Raw genomic sequence first — 15,253 nt, forward strand, 5'->3', positions numbered from 1 at the left:
TATATCTTAAATCAGAAGAAAGATTACATTTAACCGGAAAGAATAAGAAGAACGTAAAACTTTTGTATTAAGGTAGTGATTTAAATCAAAACACACAAAAAATAAAACAGTTCAATTCCACCAAATTACACACACAAACATGAAAATACATAGATATAATTTAATAAAATTCCATTTCGCTAAATTACATATACATCTAAATGAACATGCCAATAAAATTTAATATCCGCTAAAGATTTATAATATTTTTACTGGTGTCGCAGAATATTCACTGAGGACAGACATAGGGTATTGGCTATTATCTTCCAATGCCCACAAATTAGCATTAACTCCCTGGGATATAAGATGAATTACCGCCGACTCTATCGCAGAAAGAACACATAATTGAGCTGGATCGTTCGTGGTCATCCCAGCCTCTATTTCAAGTAAGCGCTTATATTCCACAAAAGTGTAAACATCGCCTTGAACTTGCCTCGACAAGATTTTCTTGCTCGTTAAAACACTACTTAGAACTCGTCCACTTCGGACATCTACCGCACGCAGGTTTACAGTAACCTCATCTACACGATATTGTTCAGAAATACCGATACCGAAGTAACGTGCCCCCGCACCCCCTGTTTTGATGTTTGTATCGTAACCGACTATCCCACCCTCCAACATAATATTGGCTGACATAAGAGAAGGCAGATCGAATACAGGACTGGCAGGATTGTCCTGTTCTTTCAGTGCAGCTCTAATTATTTTTCTTTCGGTTAAGAGGTTTTGTAAACCCTCCCGCTCAAGAGTCACAAACCATCCAGATTCATTTAGAACCTGAACCAGCATAGCTGCAGCCCCTTGAGTCACTGCGGTCGAGAATGAGCTGGAGGGCGCTGGCCGATATTGTCCAGTTTGATCACTAAAACCGTACACTGCTGCAACTATTTTCCCTCTAGGAGCAGGCAAACTGACTAAGTCAGAATAGGTGCTCATTCTATCCGTCAAAGTTGCCTTTTGCTGTCCAGGGCCGAACAACGCCTCCTTAACAGAACTACACCCACTAATGCTAAAAATAATAATTAGAATAAATATTCTCGATAACATCGCACCACCCCACAAAACCTAAGCTTGCAAATATAATTTTATTAGTTGCTTGGATTAAGACCTACAACTACAATTTCAGATATCTCACCCGTAACAGCATCGGTAATGGTGATCGTCAATTCACCATCAATATCAACAATATTTACGATATAGTCATCAGTTACCAAAGTACCGTCATTACCATTTCCCACATCTGTTAGTAGCTGTGAGAGCAAACGAGATTCTAACGTGTCAGTAAATCTATCCAGGGAAGAAGAGTCAGAGTACGGCGAATCCTTAGCATCAGGATCTTTTTTACTGTTCTGTGCACTAGCATTATTCAGTAAATAATTACCATTAAGAGGATTGCCCCCAAACGATGGATTCACAGGCGTGTACACCAGTTCTGTTGCAAACACCGAGCCAGATAACAATAAAAAAGCCGTTGTGAATAAAAATTTCATTATATTTCATCCCCCGCCAAATCAACATTTTGAGATAAAAGATCCTGCAACCGTTGCTGCCTCACATTATTATTTATTTGCGAAGCAGCCTGCTCGACAATTGCACCGAACTTTCTCCGCCCAGGATAAATGACAGTTTTAAAGACTTGCTTGCTATCAAAGGTTACCCAAACAACACTGCCCCACCTTGCCGAAGGCCTTTCATGCACGGTCAGGTTGTAGTCGAATCCTGTCAAATTAGTTGTTATATAAATTGATAGCGATCTAGCGAACTCATGACCTATACCGCTTACCGTATTATCAATTACCAATCCAGTAAGCAGGGATTCCTCAGAGCTTTGATCACTTGTTTCTTGAGCGTGACTTTTGTGAACGATACACGAAAGCGCAACTGTTAACACAGTTGCGCACAAAAATATTGATTTCATAATATTACAAGTTTTGACTGGCCCAACTACTTGCTTCTAACCGGTTCTTACAGCCTATTTTTCTATAGATTTTATACAAATGACTTTTAACGGTATGCTCGCTAACACATAATGTTTCGGCTATATTTGCATTGGTATTACAGTCACAGATCAACTGTAAAATTTGCCGTTCTCGCTGCGTGAGGTTTGAAGCCTTATCGCACCACTTTTTAGGCTTTCTGTGTTGCCTGAGAAAATTATGGAGAACATCCCTTGGAAACCAGTATTCTCCCGAGAATATCCTACCCAACCTCTCCATAATGACTTTTGCTTCGCATTCGGAGGGTATTAACCCCAGAACTTTTTCCCAATGCAGAACAAAATCAATATCGGCCTTCTGATCGACATTGATCAATACTATGTTGGGAGGTGTGGGCAGGGAGTGTATCTCCCTCAAAAGATTCTCGAGATCTGAAGAGGATACATCGGCACAATCAAGAAGAAGGTATTCGGCCTTAATACCACTTAGGGATGAAAGTGTCGAGCGCTGAAGGATAGCGCAGGTAGTCTTAAACTCATCTTCAATTCGCCCGGCAAATATTGAGGATTGAAGATTGACGCATGCAGTTAAAAAGGCAACTGTAATCCCTGTTTTTTCTGACTTAGGGCTAACAACCTTTAGTGGTGCATAATCCTTATGCAAATTCATCTGGGTTCCCCCAATGTGCAGTCCTTTTATGTTTCAGCCTGTTACCAGCCTAACTATTTTTTATCAATTTTCCGCGCTCATCTTACGCTGTGAGCTAAATCTATTCGATCAACTCATTAACTGCAACCGGTAGTGATCTAGATATCAAAAATTCAATCTTAAGTGTGCCAACTTGGTTCTCTAATACCATTTTGTAATACAAAGGTATCATGGATCAGTAAACTAAAAAGAAAAATCAACATGCTTTGGTATAGATTTCCTATCGGCAATAGAGCTCTATAAATATCAATTTTTTTGTACTGGTCCACATTATTAATAAATTTATTTTGAATAATTTAAGATAAAAAAAATTGCTACCAACAATAAGACGACAAACACAAGATGATTCGAGCCTCATCGGAGACAGACTGACAAAACGGTATTCGATAGCAATAAAATATAAATTTCACCTCATTACTTTTAAGCCATATTTGATCGAGTAAAATCACCTGAGAATTCATAGGATCAGGCCCTGCAAATAAAAACGGCAAAATCACGACTTAAAATTAAACAGCTTAAATAGTAATCAGGAAAAGCTTGTTTTATGCTCATATTCGGCTATGCCTGAACTATTCCCCTAGGGGAATTGGCAAAACCGTACAAGTTAAATTACAGCATCAAATAGAAATCTACATCCTCCAGGGTGAAGTTATGAACAGTGAGATCCACACATCAGATTGCAAAACCAATTATCAGGTTGCCAACCAGCCCAGCCCGCTTTCTGGTCATAACCTCTATATTGCTGATCAAGCGTTAAAGGAAGCCGTACATATTAATGGGGCCCATTGGGCTGAAGATGACCTGGAGCGGTATGGGGAGGTGTGTGGCAGGCCAGAAATGATTGAGCGGGGTTATGCCGCTAATGAATTTAAACCTATCTTCGAAAATCACGATCGTTCCGGCCACCGCATTGATTTGGTTCGATACCATCCCTCTTATCACCAGCTAATGCAGCTGGCACTTTCAGAAGGTTTACACAGCTCTCCCTGGACCGACCCACGCGCAGGTGCCCACGTGGCCAGAGCTGCAAAAAATTACTTGCACACTCAGCTTGAAGCCGGTCACGGGTGTCCTATCACTATGACCTTCGCCTCAGTGCCCACTATCGAGCTAAACTCTGAAATCGCCATTGAATGGATCCCCAAAATAACCAGCCGCACTTACGATGGAAGTAATCGCCCATATTTTGAGAAAAACTCATTGACGATCGGTATGGGCATGACCGAAAAACAAGGGGGCTCAGATGTCAGAGCAAATACCACCGCTGCAATTCCCCTCGCCGATGGAACCTATGAGTTATTAGGGCACAAATGGTTTATGTCCGCCCCTATGTGCGATGCCTTTTTAATTCTTGCCCAGGCGCCCGGCGGCTTATCCTGCTTCTTGGTTCCAAGATGGAGACCGGATGGATCGAAGAACCAGCTGGAGATTCAACGCCTGAAGACAAAGTGTGGCAATGTTTCCAATGCTTCTTCAGAAGTTGAGATACGCGGCGCATTGGGCTGGCTAATCGGCGAAGAAGGGCGTGGGGTCAGCGCCATCATCAAGATGGTAGCGATTACGCGGTTTGATTGCATGATGGGCTCATCTGCAGGGCAGCGGCAAGCTGTGATCCAGGCAATATACAACGCTAGTGAGCGTAAAGCATTTGGCAAAAAGCTGATTGATCAACCACTGATGCAAAATGTGCTTGCCGACCTGCAATTGGAGGTGGAAGGCTCAATTGCCTTTACCATGCGCATAGCCAGAGCAATGGATCAAGAGGACAGCGAACACGAAAAGATGCTACTCAGACTCGGGGCCGCGGTGGGAAAATACTGGATATGCAAACGCAGCCCTCATCACGCCTATGAGGCTATGGAGTGTCTGGGAGGCAATGGAGCTATTGAAAACTTTATTACGGCACGGCTGTACCGAGATGCTCCGATAAATGCAATCTGGGAGGGCTCAGGGAATATTCAAGCGATGGACGTGTTACGTGCCATCACTAAAACTCCTGCAGTAATTAGTCACTGGTTTGATGAATTAAACATTAGTCGAGGCATAAACACACAGTTTGATACGGCAGTCGACAAGTTAAGAAACGACCTTTCCGACCTAAATCAATTTGAATACCGTGCACGTCATATTATTGATCAAATGGCCCTGACCATGCAGGCGCACCTTCTGCTACAGGGGAGTAGCCCTTGTGTAACTGATGCCTTTATCAAATCAAGAATAGGGATTAACGGCACACACAATACTGGAAGCCTACCCACCGGGATTGACATCGCCACTATTCTGGAGCGGGGAAACCCTCTTATAACTTAAGATACGAAAACAGCTACTATCGCGCCTATTTCACGCTGATCGCTACCAGGGTATAAGACTTCCATCCCATGATAGTAATTTTCCGGTGTCTGACGATGCCAGTTGGCTCAAGACATCCACAATACGATTCGCGCTTAATTCAGGGGTGTAGAGTTTATCTGGGGGCAAATTAGACTGAAAAGGTTTGGATAATGAAGTATCTGTCGTACCTGGGTGAATCGCCACCACACAACTTTCCTCCAGTTTCCGCGCCCACTCAATAGACAGATTCTTAACCAGCATATTTAATGCGGCCTTACTACACCGGTAGCTGTACCAGCCACCGAGCTGGTTATCCGTGATACTTCCCACCTTTGCCGAAAGCGACGCCCACAACAAAGGGCGTCTGCGCTTCAAGAATCCATCCAGTGCGCGCGCTAAATGTAAATGGGAAAGTACGTTGACCTGAATCGACTGCAATAACCAGTGATCATCACATTGCGATAGGGACTTCTCCGGTCCATGGAACTCATCATGTAAAATGCCACAGCAGTTGATTACCCAACCTGGAGGCTCAGAGTGTTCGGCCAAAAAATTTTCAACAATATCGATGGACTCGGCTTGCTCTAAACAAACGGATAAATGGTGTCGCTCACCGACATGGCCAGGAATCATATCAACTGTGATTCGACTCAAGGTCAATAATGTAACTTGAGGATAGCGCCGAATAATTTCGGCGCCAATGGCCTGCGCTATGCCACCGGAAGCACCGGCTATCAACACAGATTGTGGACTTTCGAGCATACCGGCCTCCATGCCGGATTATGGAGTTTTACTATTTTCCTTTCTTTTTCTCTCCAGAAGACTGCACTTTCTCAGCTTTGCCCTTGGAGGCTTCCTTAACGACCCTTAGCATCGGCTCATCAGAGCGGAAAATAAGACCGTGAATTTCTGTCGTATTCTGCCCCTGAAGTAGCTGCTGTAAAAACTGTACTATTTGGGCTGAAATTTCCTGTCCCGGCACAAGGACCGGAATACCTGGCGGATAGGGAACAATTTCATCTGCACTGGTCCGACCAACCAGGTTCTCAATAGCTTCTGTGCCATTATCCATCAGCGGCAATTCTTCTGCTTCCGAAAAATAAGCATCTGCCGGTAGACATGTAAAACGGGTAAATTCTGGCAAACGCCTCGGCGACCCGATATGAATACGCTTGTGAGTATTTCCTGCCAATTGCTTAAGAGCATGAATCAAGCGAAGTAATTTGCTCTCTGTACTACCAAGGGTTACAAGTACAGTAATGGTATTGTAGGTGGTCTTTTCCACCTGGATGCCATACTGATCAAACAATTTAATCTGCATTTCATTGCCAGAGTAGCCACTCTTGGAAATATCAATAGTCACCTTGGTGGGATCAAGGCGAATGTTATCACTGGCAAGTGGGTCAGCAATTAAGTCATCACGTGTTAGCGCGCGGAACACACCTGTCTCATTAACGGCATTACGTAAAATTTCCACCATCTTTAGACATTGCTTCAAACGACCATACCCCTCCATCGCCATTTGTTTACGCGCCACATCTAGGCTCGCAATCATTGCATACTGAGGACTGGTAGAGGCGTGCATATTCAGGTTTTCACGAAAACGGAATTCATCAAAGTCCGGGTCTTGCACGTGGATCATACTGGCCTGGGAAAAGGCCGACAGCATTTTGTGGGTGCTTTGGGTCACATAATCTGCCCCACATTCCAGTGCTGTAGGCCGCAACTCGGGATGGAAGAAACCGTGGGCAAACCAGGCTTCATCCACCAGCACTTTCACTCCACGCTCATGGGCGTAGTCGATAATTGGCTTAAGGTCGTAACGCAATCCATCATAGGTGCAGGAGGTAATTACCAATAGGCGCGCATCACTATGCTCATCCAGGGCAGCTTCAATATCCGAACGCTTTACCGGCCCGTAAATTCCAAATTCTGGATGCAATACAGACTTCAGGTAAACCGGCTCACAGCGATTCATCACAATCGCATGGTGAACTGATTTGTGACACGCTTGGTCAACGATAATTTTTCCGCCACCGCCAAGAATTTGCTGAATAACCACTTTATTCGCGGTAGAGGTGCCGTTGGTCAGGAAAAAGGTATGGCGAGCCCCAAAAGCCTGAGCCGCTAGATCCTGAGCCTCCTGAATAACCGAGTGGGGCTCGAGTAAACTATCTAAAACTTGAACAGATACAGACAAGTCTGTATTGAAGATATGTTCACCCATAAAGCGATAAAAATCCCCCACCCAGGGACTATTGCGCAAACTGTCACCACCAGAATGACCAGGTGTATGCCACGCATCCCGAGCTGAGAATACGTATTCTTTCAGGGTGTCGGCAAAAGGAGTCGAAGCTCGTCGAGCAATAAACGCCTGCACCAAGCGGAACATATGGTTGAAATTGCCCTCACGGCGGTCGAACAACTCATCGAAGCGGCGACGCAAATTTGCCAGGGATTTTGAACCGGATTTGCCCGGCTTGGAGGTTGTTCCAGCAAAACCACTGTGAGCTACGAGGAAGATATTAAGCTGGGAACGCAAAGCGTGAATTCGGTCAGCGAGTTCATCTGCAGCATCCAGCCCCTGCCCGTCACTGCCACCATCGACAATGACCGCTTGCAGGGAATCCTCTTCTTTTGCCAACCTTTCAGCATCTGCGGGCGTTACGGCTTCAAAATGAAGACCAAAAGGATTGTCGTGTACTGCTGCCGTATTATTGAGAGCGGTAATCCACTCATTGGCCAATTTGCTATCAGAACTGACCAGAGCGACCCGGCACTCTAATTCAAGGCTGTTTTCGTTTAGGTTGCCCAAATCAGGCATCTTCAATTCCAAACCCATAATTCTTATCCATCAGCATAGCTTGCAGGTGAGTACAACTTGCTGTATCAATTATTCAACTATTTGATTTTATTAACTTTTATAAGGCCTCCGCGAGTTGCGGTGGCTCTGGAATTCCAGGGCAATAAACACCAGGGGGCAAATACTAATGTAGGAGGGAGGGGAATTCTGCGACTACATTGCATTTGGCGATTTTCGCCAAATGTACCCAGGCATACCAGATCTATTGCCAAGGAAGATAATAAAGTTAGAACTTTGCGCTACGCACAATACCATTAAACGTGAGGCAATCCTCGACCCTGTGACGTTGTACCTGGGATAATTGGTGAAGCGGAAAGTAAGCCCATTGGGAATGTTCATCAGAGAGAATATAGTCACCCTCTTTAATGAAATGGGCTCGAAAAATAAAAACATGTGAATTGAAAGCGTTGTGGTAATAGATGCCACTGAGATACTCTATTTGAACTTCTCGTCCAAGTTCCTCATGGCACTCCCGCACCAATGCCTCATGGGCAGTTTCACCCGGGTCTAATGCTCCGCCTGGCAAGCCCCAGCTACGCTCAGCATAAGTCGCTTTCAGCTGCAGTACTTCTCCGCCAGTATTCGTGATTACCGCATGGGCACTCAAGCGGTAACTATCATCAAAGGCCATGAACAAACCCTGATAACAAGTGAGGTTAAGAAGGGAAAAACGAGAGCCTATTCATTGCGAGTACGCCCTCGTCGTTAAGGTTAAAACCCCTGGGCTAATACAAATCCAAATCCTAAAGTTTGCACTGATTCATCATAATCAAGGAGGCTCTCGCCGTAACCATTGAAATAGCGGATATATCCATCGACGCGTTTCCCGAGAGGGAAGCCCCAGGTCAGCTCCACTGCACCACGATTATCTGAGCGCAAATTGTTACGTAACATCAGTGAAACCGTGTGATCTCCATCGCGGTATCGCCCACCTAGCTCAAAATGCCCCAGGTAGTGCTCAATATCCGGATTATCATCATCATCCTTATCTTCAGGAACCCTGTACCAGGGCTTTAGGCTGATTGAATAATTATCCCGCTCAAAAATGAAATTCGCATATATTCTATTCCAGCTACGGGAATAGGGTTCACTACGCCCATTTGACTGGTGGTTAATCGCTACCTGGTTAGCTACATTATTCCAACCAAATAGACTCCAGTCATTGAGCCAACTCAGAATCAATTCCGGCTCGTGGTTTGTTTCACGGAAGGGAGCGGAGTCATCGGAGTTGTACGCCTGCCAAAAGCTGCGATTTGTATAGGCGACACTCAGTACAGAAGCCTGCCCCAAAAAACCCCGCCAAATAGGCACCTGCACAGAAAGCTGGAATTGAACTTCGACGTTATCCAACTCTTCTGCCTCAGCTAGGCCTTCAATGTCTGCCAGCCCTCCCTCTTCCGGGGCTGGATTGTAGACCATTGGCAGCACGTAGTTAGTTTTATGGGAAGCTAAAGTAAAAGGGTTATTGGCAGCATCCCTGATAGCCTGAGCCCTCCCCCCTAACAATACTTCATCTGTCGGAAGGTCTTCCTCATACTCGTCGACAATAAAGTCCGCTATCACCGGATCCTCTTCAAGAGTCAGTTCAGCTCTGACTCTTTCAGCGCAGATACGTCGAATTTCCCTTATCGTGACATCGGCATCCGAAACAAGAATTTGCTCGTTCAAGCAGCGCTTATGGTGGGTCTGCAGGTTTTCTCCCGCATCCATAGAAAAAGTTGATTCTGGCGCCTCTTCAGCTAAAGCTGTTGGCAACTGTGCAACTAACCCAACAGAAGAAAGTAATGTGAGCCCGGCAAAAACCCTTCTTCGATAGTAGGACAAAACGCTTTCCCCCAGTCATTTATTGCAATCGTGATGCAAGCTTACACTGGAGAGGATTACAAGTCCCACTACATAATTTTGCGATTATCGTGACAAGACAGCCAATCAGGCTAGATAAGCTCTAATTTCAGCTTAGATAGAACAGAAAACTAAATAGTGACAGGTATAGAAACAGGAATCTCCATTTGAGCCTATTTGTGTGACCAATAGTGGTTATAAAGTTTCCTCAAGCTGGGCTAAAGTAGTCCTTTTAAGCTCGACGACCACTCCAAGTCCCTCAGCCGAACCTGCCACAGGCGACCAGTACTAGATGGCCAATCGTACCCCACTAACAGGCTCCGACTATCAACATAGCAATGGGCATCTCTTTCAGCTTCATCACCCTGGTAAATGTAAGCAATAATATCGGAACCCAGTTCCTGAGCCTTCTGGCTCGAAACATCCCCCGCCATTGATCTTGCCGTGCGATGGCTCACCCTAGGAGAGAGCAACTTACCCCGCTGAGATGGATCGACGATATCAGGGGATACAACTTCCAGGCCATTTTCATGTTGTACCAACCTCGACAAGACAGGCCCCATAAAAACCCGCATCAGTGGAAACAATAGCCGCTCTTCCCCTTCGATGTTGAGTTGCTGAGGGCCATTGGGGCCTGTCCAGCTGGCTTGAATATCATCACCTATCGCAGGACTCTTTCCCTCTTCTGGAATTAACTTGTAGTGGGCGCTCACCTCATCAACTTCATCTCGCCAATGCACAACACACTCACTCACTAGCCCCCCTTCCAAAAGAGCAAATACTTCGATACCAAACCCCTGGTCCCCGACTAAGCGCCGACTGACAAGCGAGCGTCGCCCCTGCTCATCATTCCCTAACTGCCAACTATCTTGCACAGGCATTTCCCTGCCATCACAACTATAGTGATAGCGACCCTGAGCCAAAGTTGAATTTAAACGCATCGCAGGTTCCCTCCTTGCTCGCTGTACATCAGACCGGCGGTCCAGTACCCAAAAAGTATTGCACATGGAGGGAGGCTAACCTCGTTTTTTACGCCTCCTTTAGCCAAACACTATGGAGACAGTGACCAACACAAGGATTTAAAAATAGGGGAAAACTATGAAACAGCTGAAATACCTCCAAAGTGAATGACTTAACCTGAAGTAGTTGAAGAATTTTCCAGCCGGATGCACCAATAGAGTGAACGTTTTATATAAAGCACTACTGAGGTTCATTTAAGGTATCCAGAAATTAGGCTCGCCAAAATTCCAGGTAACTCCTGACCTAGAACCAACTATCAATCATTGGAAAACCTATATCTACAAAAGTACTTACAGCCTCTTCTTTTATTCTCATTCACCCAAAAGAAACTTAAGCTATTTAAGCGGAATAACGTCAAGCTGGCGCAATAAACATCAAATAACTTTTCCCACATCACATAAGCACAAAATTCCAGCTAGCAGCACAGGATTTCCGGGGGAATGATCCAAATATATTTGGTAGCCTTTAATTCTTGAGCATGACAAAAGAGAAAACTCTCGAATTTTATCATTATCCATATCACTCATCGAAACCAGTAACTTGCTGGTACAGCAAAGTGAATGACTTTCATGGCGAGTAAAATTAGACGCAACAGCATGTCAGAAATTTGTTTGAATAGAGGATCGCTAATTCAACTACTAATTCTCTTAGAAGAGCTACGGAGACAATATCTTTAGGTATCCATGATGTTGCTGGAATACAACCATTAGATCCCTATAAATATCGCTTTCTCCTACCAGCTTTCACGTACTAGCGTCACCGAAGTCAAGAAATATGATATTGGTATTTAGGACTCTTAAAACACCCAAAACCCCAAGAAACATCCCCTTACAAAAAGCTTCTGCGTATCTACTGCTACCACCGTTTGTATGGACATTATTTTTAATATTATCAATCAGTAAAGTCTCAGGGCTACAGACCTAATCTATGGAACTAATAATTGGGGTACATCGCACTTCAGCAGCTACCAATAAAATATCTAACAGTATTGGTCAGCCGTAGCTTTCAGATCACAGCCACGGCTTATCGGAAGATAGCCCCATACAATGACTACAAATTTGAAAAGGTGAATATTAAAGATATCGCTGCCAAAATTCGGCCTGACCGAACTCCTCATCCATGGCGTACGGTTTAAACCCAGTCTTACGGTAAGCAGCCTGCGCAGTGTAATTTTTTTGTAGAACTTCCAAGGTTAACTTACAACAACCTCTGTCTTTTGCTTCTTTCTCAAGAAAACCCAGCATAGCCGTACAAACGCCCAAACCTCGTGCAGATTCACTAACAACAACATCGTGAATATTAATAAGAGGTTTACATAAAAAAGTGGAAAAACCAGTAAAGCAATTAATAAGACCAACAGCTCTACCATCTCGATATGCTAAAACACTAAAAGCTCCAGGAAATTCATTTAGTGCCGACACCAACCCTGTTCGACAATGATCAGAAAGAGCTTCACCACCACCAAATGGATGAAGTGCATACTCTTCCATTAAAGCAATTATGCTTTTTGCATCATGCAAGTCATCATAATTCGCCAAACTAATTTTTAAATCAATATCTACATTACAACCTGACAACACCATATGATTCTCTTTTTACTTTTCCATTAGCTCAACTGCTTTATTGAATGTAATTTATTAACCACTTATACAGCCAACTTATCCACCTCACTTATAGATCTCTGATGCAGCGTGGACAACAGAGGGTACAATATCGGATTTACTCCGTAACTTCAGCACCCTTCTTTTCCAGTACCGCCTCGATATTGGCTTTTTCATCCACTGGGAAATGCTGTAAATAGCTACGCAAACGCGTCCGTCTTGCAAGCAATTGACGCACTCTCAAGCGATGCCGCCCCACTGAATTCGAGTGCCTGGAAACCCTCTGCCGCCTTCTGGGAATGGCGCTTTTCTTTCTTCCCATGATCTTAGATTCCTTTTTAGACCAGGTTTTAGGCAATAGTCATCTTTTTAGATTAGACCAGATACACTTGGCGCGCACGAACAAAGTCGCTATCCTGCTGACTAATTGTCCAAACGGTCACATCAGGATAGATTCATTGCACCCGCTTAATCATTTAATAGAGAACAACCAACATTGGTCAGAGGCAACTCGCGAAGATAAGCCTGACTTTTTCCTTAAACTGTCTGAGCAGCAGAGCCCTGAATATCTCTGGATTGGCTGCGCTGATAGTCGCGTTCCCGCGAATGAAATTGTCGGCCTATTACCCGGGGAGCTTTTTGTCCACAGAAATGTTGCCAATGTAGTAGTCCACTCAGACCTGAACTGCCTTTCAGTACTGCAGTACGCTGTAGAAATCCTAAAAGTAAAACATATTATTGTCTGTGGTCATTACGGCTGCGGCGGTGTCCAGGCTGCACTTAATAACGAGCAGCTTGGCCTGATCGATAACTGGCTAAGACACATTCAGGATGTCAGGGATAAGCATCACACCTTGATAGATCTTTTCCAGCAACAGCAACGCACAGACTTACTGTGCGAACTCAATGTTCTGGAACAGGTAATACACGTTTGCCAGACCACCATTGTCCGCGATGCCTGGCGTAGGGGCCAGGAACTGACCGTCAATGGGTGGGTATATGGACTCAAGGATGGCCTGGTGCACGATTTGGGTATTTCAATCAAGCACCCGGGGGAAATTGCTGATATTTATCAAAGTGCTCTCAGCAAAATCGCCCAGCGCAGCACGGAATAATACCGCCCAACCACAACTCCTTTCGTTTTTACCGCTATAAATGGGAAAGCCCCGGTATTTATTTATCGGGCTCGACCCTGCTTGGTGGAAAAACATGTCGACATACAGAAAGTGGCAGTGCCAGAACTGCGGCTGGATATACGATGAGTCCAAAGGTTGGCCCGAGGATGGAATTCTTCCCGGTACTCGCTGGGAAGATATACCTGAAGACTGGTACTGCCCGGAGTGTGGTGCAGCCAAACAAGATTTCTCCATGCTGGAGATTGGCGCCGATACCACTCAAGCCAGCTTAGCTAGCAATGATGGCTTCCGGATCTGGGAGTGTATGGTATGTGGCTGGACATACAATGAGGCCGAGGGATGTCCACAAGATGGCATTGCTCCTGGTACTCGGTGGGAGGATATTCCCGACGAATGGAATTGCCCTCAATGCGGCGTTAGTAAACAAGAATTTGATATGGTCCTCGTGGGCCAAGCTCCCATAGCCCCGTCCCCTTCAGCCAACCAAAAAACAACCACTACAACCTCAGCACCTTTAGTTATTATTGGCACAGGGCTAGCCGGGTATAATCTGGCGCGAGAGTTTCGCAAGCTTACCCCCCAGTCTCCTCTCCTGTTAATCACTGCCGATGATGGAGCTTTTTACTCCAAGCCTTTGCTGTCAGCCTCTTTCTCTCACGGCAAGACTGCGCAGCAACTCAGCACTTCCAGTGCCGAAAATATGGCTCGCGAACTCAATGCACAAATTCTGGTTCACACGCGGGTAATACATATAGATCGCCAAAACAGAACTCTGACGATTCAGCAGGATGGTGCAGAGCATGCATCCAAGATTCCCTATGGAAAGCTAGTTCTGGCAACCGGGGCCAAGTGCCGCAAACTTCCCCACTATGAGGGGGATGCCCAATCACATATCTTTCGCATAAATAATCTCAGAGACTACCACCGTTTTCGCACTGCCGTGGTGGGGCGCAAGCGCATACTACTCCTGGGCGCTGGTTTGATTGGCTGTGAATTTGCCAACGATCTGGTACAGACCGGCTTCGCAGTGGATCTGGTTGACATGGAGCAATGGCCACTGGCGACACTGCTGCCGGAAGTCGCCGGACGCGATCTGCAGACGGCCCTGGAAGACTATGGCGTTCGCTTCCATGGGGGCTCATCATTAAAGCGTATCGAGAAATTGAGTACCGGTTTCCGGGCCCAGCTGAGTAATGGAGAGCAAATAGAAGCGGATGTCGTTCTCGCCGCACTCGGACTTGAGGCTAACACCGGCTTAGCCTCCATGGCCGGTATAGCCGTGCAAAGAGGTATTGCTGTAGATCGATATCTGCAAACAAGCGATCCCGATATCTACGCCCTGGGGGATTGCGCAGAAATAGACGGCCATCAGTTACTCTTTGTCGCCCCCCTAATCAGCTGTGCGAAGAGTCTGGCACAAACTCTGTCAGGAAATCTGACTCCCGTTTGCTTTGGCGTTATTCCTGTGGCCGTAAAGACAACCCTGCACCCAACTACCGTTTGCCCACCAAGCCCTGATACCAAGGGGACTTGGCAAATCAACAAAGAAGATTCAGGGGTTTGCGCCGAATTTCGCGACGAAAAGGGCAATTTACTCGGTTTTGCTCTTACCGGTAGTACGATCGCCCTCCGGGAAAGGCTCAGCCAAGAGTGCCAGCCAATTATGAACGACCAGTCAAAAAATGACTGTTAATCATACTTATTTTAATAGCTATTCGAGGTAAAGCGCGCAAACCGTTAACTTTTGCCTTAAAATGGCGGCCCTTCAAAGTTTTGGTA

At 45.4% G+C, this 15,253-nt stretch carries 14 protein-coding genes; 3 read left to right on the forward strand and 11 right to left on the reverse strand.

Going from position 1 to position 15,253, the window contains the following annotated elements; all coding sequences use genetic code 11:
• Positions 1-237 precede the first annotated feature (237 nt).
• From ACJJI8_RS01390 to ACJJI8_RS01405, 4 genes are read right to left on the reverse strand one after another with little or no spacing between them, the layout of a single operon-like run.
• Positions 238-1,083, reverse strand: coding sequence for a CsgG/HfaB family protein (locus ACJJI8_RS01390; protein ID WP_444918059.1), 846 nt, complete (start codon positions 1,081-1,083; stop codon positions 238-240).
• A 41-nt stretch (positions 1,084-1,124) separates the two neighbouring features.
• Positions 1,125-1,526 (reverse strand): curli assembly protein CsgF, encoded by a 402-nt coding sequence (locus ACJJI8_RS01395; protein WP_444934025.1) that lies wholly within the window; start codon positions 1,524-1,526, stop codon positions 1,125-1,127.
• A complete protein-coding gene (locus ACJJI8_RS01400; RefSeq protein ID WP_444934026.1) occupies positions 1,526-1,954 on the reverse strand; it encodes a CsgE family curli-type amyloid fiber assembly protein in 429 nt (142 codons plus the stop codon). The genes ACJJI8_RS01395 and ACJJI8_RS01400 overlap by 1 nt, the downstream gene beginning before the upstream one ends.
• 4 nt (positions 1,955-1,958) lie before the next feature.
• Entirely contained in the window at positions 1,959-2,642 is a 684-nt protein-coding gene (locus ACJJI8_RS01405; RefSeq protein ID WP_413663120.1) for a helix-turn-helix transcriptional regulator, read from the reverse strand.
• 690 nt (positions 2,643-3,332) lie between these two features.
• Between ACJJI8_RS01405 and ACJJI8_RS01410 the strand changes: the two genes are divergently transcribed.
• Entirely contained in the window at positions 3,333-4,991 is a 1,659-nt protein-coding gene (locus ACJJI8_RS01410) for an acyl-CoA dehydrogenase family protein (protein WP_444934027.1), read from the forward strand.
• Positions 4,992-5,033: 42 nt separating this feature from the next.
• Here ACJJI8_RS01410 and ACJJI8_RS01415 read toward each other — a convergent pair whose 3' ends face one another.
• The 7 genes from ACJJI8_RS01415 to ACJJI8_RS01445 form a co-directional block, all read right to left on the reverse strand.
• Positions 5,034-5,774 (reverse strand): SDR family NAD(P)-dependent oxidoreductase, encoded by a 741-nt coding sequence (locus tag ACJJI8_RS01415; protein ID WP_444934028.1) that lies wholly within the window; start codon positions 5,772-5,774, stop codon positions 5,034-5,036.
• A 31-nt stretch (positions 5,775-5,805) separates the two neighbouring features.
• Entirely contained in the window at positions 5,806-7,836 is a 2,031-nt protein-coding gene (locus ACJJI8_RS01420) for an aminotransferase class I/II-fold pyridoxal phosphate-dependent enzyme (RefSeq protein ID WP_444934029.1), read from the reverse strand.
• Between the two features lie 265 nt (positions 7,837-8,101).
• Positions 8,102-8,506: an NUDIX hydrolase gene (locus ACJJI8_RS01425; protein ID WP_444934030.1), complete on the reverse strand. Its 405-nt coding sequence runs from the start codon at positions 8,504-8,506 to the stop codon at positions 8,102-8,104.
• Between the two features lie 80 nt (positions 8,507-8,586).
• Positions 8,587-9,699, reverse strand: coding sequence for a phospholipase A (locus ACJJI8_RS01430; protein WP_413663125.1), 1,113 nt, complete (start codon positions 9,697-9,699; stop codon positions 8,587-8,589).
• 236 nt (positions 9,700-9,935) lie between these two features.
• Positions 9,936-10,658: a hypothetical protein gene (locus ACJJI8_RS01435; RefSeq protein ID WP_413663126.1), complete on the reverse strand. Its 723-nt coding sequence runs from the start codon at positions 10,656-10,658 to the stop codon at positions 9,936-9,938.
• A gap of 1,152 nt (positions 10,659-11,810) precedes the next feature.
• On the reverse strand, positions 11,811-12,320 hold the full coding sequence (locus tag ACJJI8_RS01440) for a GNAT family N-acetyltransferase (RefSeq protein WP_444934031.1): 510 nt from the start codon (positions 12,318-12,320) through the stop codon (positions 11,811-11,813).
• Positions 12,321-12,456: 136 nt separating this feature from the next.
• Entirely contained in the window at positions 12,457-12,660 is a 204-nt protein-coding gene (locus ACJJI8_RS01445; protein WP_444934032.1) for a hypothetical protein, read from the reverse strand.
• A gap of 136 nt (positions 12,661-12,796) precedes the next feature.
• Here ACJJI8_RS01445 and can point away from each other — a divergent pair, with 136 nt between their 5' ends.
• Together can and ACJJI8_RS01455 are read left to right on the forward strand one after the other, a co-directional pair.
• Entirely contained in the window at positions 12,797-13,453 is a 657-nt protein-coding gene (can, locus tag ACJJI8_RS01450) for a carbonate dehydratase (protein WP_413663129.1), read from the forward strand.
• A gap of 94 nt (positions 13,454-13,547) precedes the next feature.
• A complete protein-coding gene (locus tag ACJJI8_RS01455) occupies positions 13,548-15,167 on the forward strand; it encodes an FAD-dependent oxidoreductase (protein ID WP_444934033.1) in 1,620 nt (539 codons plus the stop codon).
• Positions 15,168-15,253 lie beyond the last annotated feature (86 nt).

This window comes from Microbulbifer maximicatervae (SeqCode) (assembly GCF_052467695.1).

What these genes read in the sequence shown, in the direction of transcription:
- ACJJI8_RS01420 (WP_444934029.1), bottom strand. Translation starts at nt 7,836, where the DNA reads ATGCCTGATTTGGGCAACCTAAACGAAAACAGCCTTGAATTAGAGTGC.
- ACJJI8_RS01405 (WP_413663120.1), bottom strand. Translation starts at nt 2,642, where the DNA reads ATGAATTTGCATAAGGATTATGCACCACTAAAGGTTGTTAGCCCTAAG.
- ACJJI8_RS01410 (WP_444934027.1), top strand. Translation starts at nt 3,333, where the DNA reads ATGAACAGTGAGATCCACACATCAGATTGCAAAACCAATTATCAGGTT.
- ACJJI8_RS01415 (WP_444934028.1), bottom strand. Translation starts at nt 5,774, where the DNA reads ATGCTCGAAAGTCCACAATCTGTGTTGATAGCCGGTGCTTCCGGTGGC.
- ACJJI8_RS01395 (WP_444934025.1), bottom strand. Translation starts at nt 1,526, where the DNA reads ATGAAATTTTTATTCACAACGGCTTTTTTATTGTTATCTGGCTCGGTG.
- ACJJI8_RS01390 (WP_444918059.1), bottom strand. Translation starts at nt 1,083, where the DNA reads ATGTTATCGAGAATATTTATTCTAATTATTATTTTTAGCATTAGTGGG.
- ACJJI8_RS01425 (WP_444934030.1), bottom strand. Translation starts at nt 8,506, where the DNA reads ATGGCCTTTGATGATAGTTACCGCTTGAGTGCCCATGCGGTAATCACG.
- ACJJI8_RS01445 (WP_444934032.1), bottom strand. Translation starts at nt 12,660, where the DNA reads ATGGGAAGAAAGAAAAGCGCCATTCCCAGAAGGCGGCAGAGGGTTTCC.
- ACJJI8_RS01440 (WP_444934031.1), bottom strand. Translation starts at nt 12,320, where the DNA reads ATGGTGTTGTCAGGTTGTAATGTAGATATTGATTTAAAAATTAGTTTG.
- ACJJI8_RS01400 (WP_444934026.1), bottom strand. Translation starts at nt 1,954, where the DNA reads ATGAAATCAATATTTTTGTGCGCAACTGTGTTAACAGTTGCGCTTTCG.
- ACJJI8_RS01435 (WP_413663126.1), bottom strand. Translation starts at nt 10,658, where the DNA reads ATGCGTTTAAATTCAACTTTGGCTCAGGGTCGCTATCACTATAGTTGT.
- ACJJI8_RS01455 (WP_444934033.1), top strand. Translation starts at nt 13,548, where the DNA reads ATGTCGACATACAGAAAGTGGCAGTGCCAGAACTGCGGCTGGATATAC.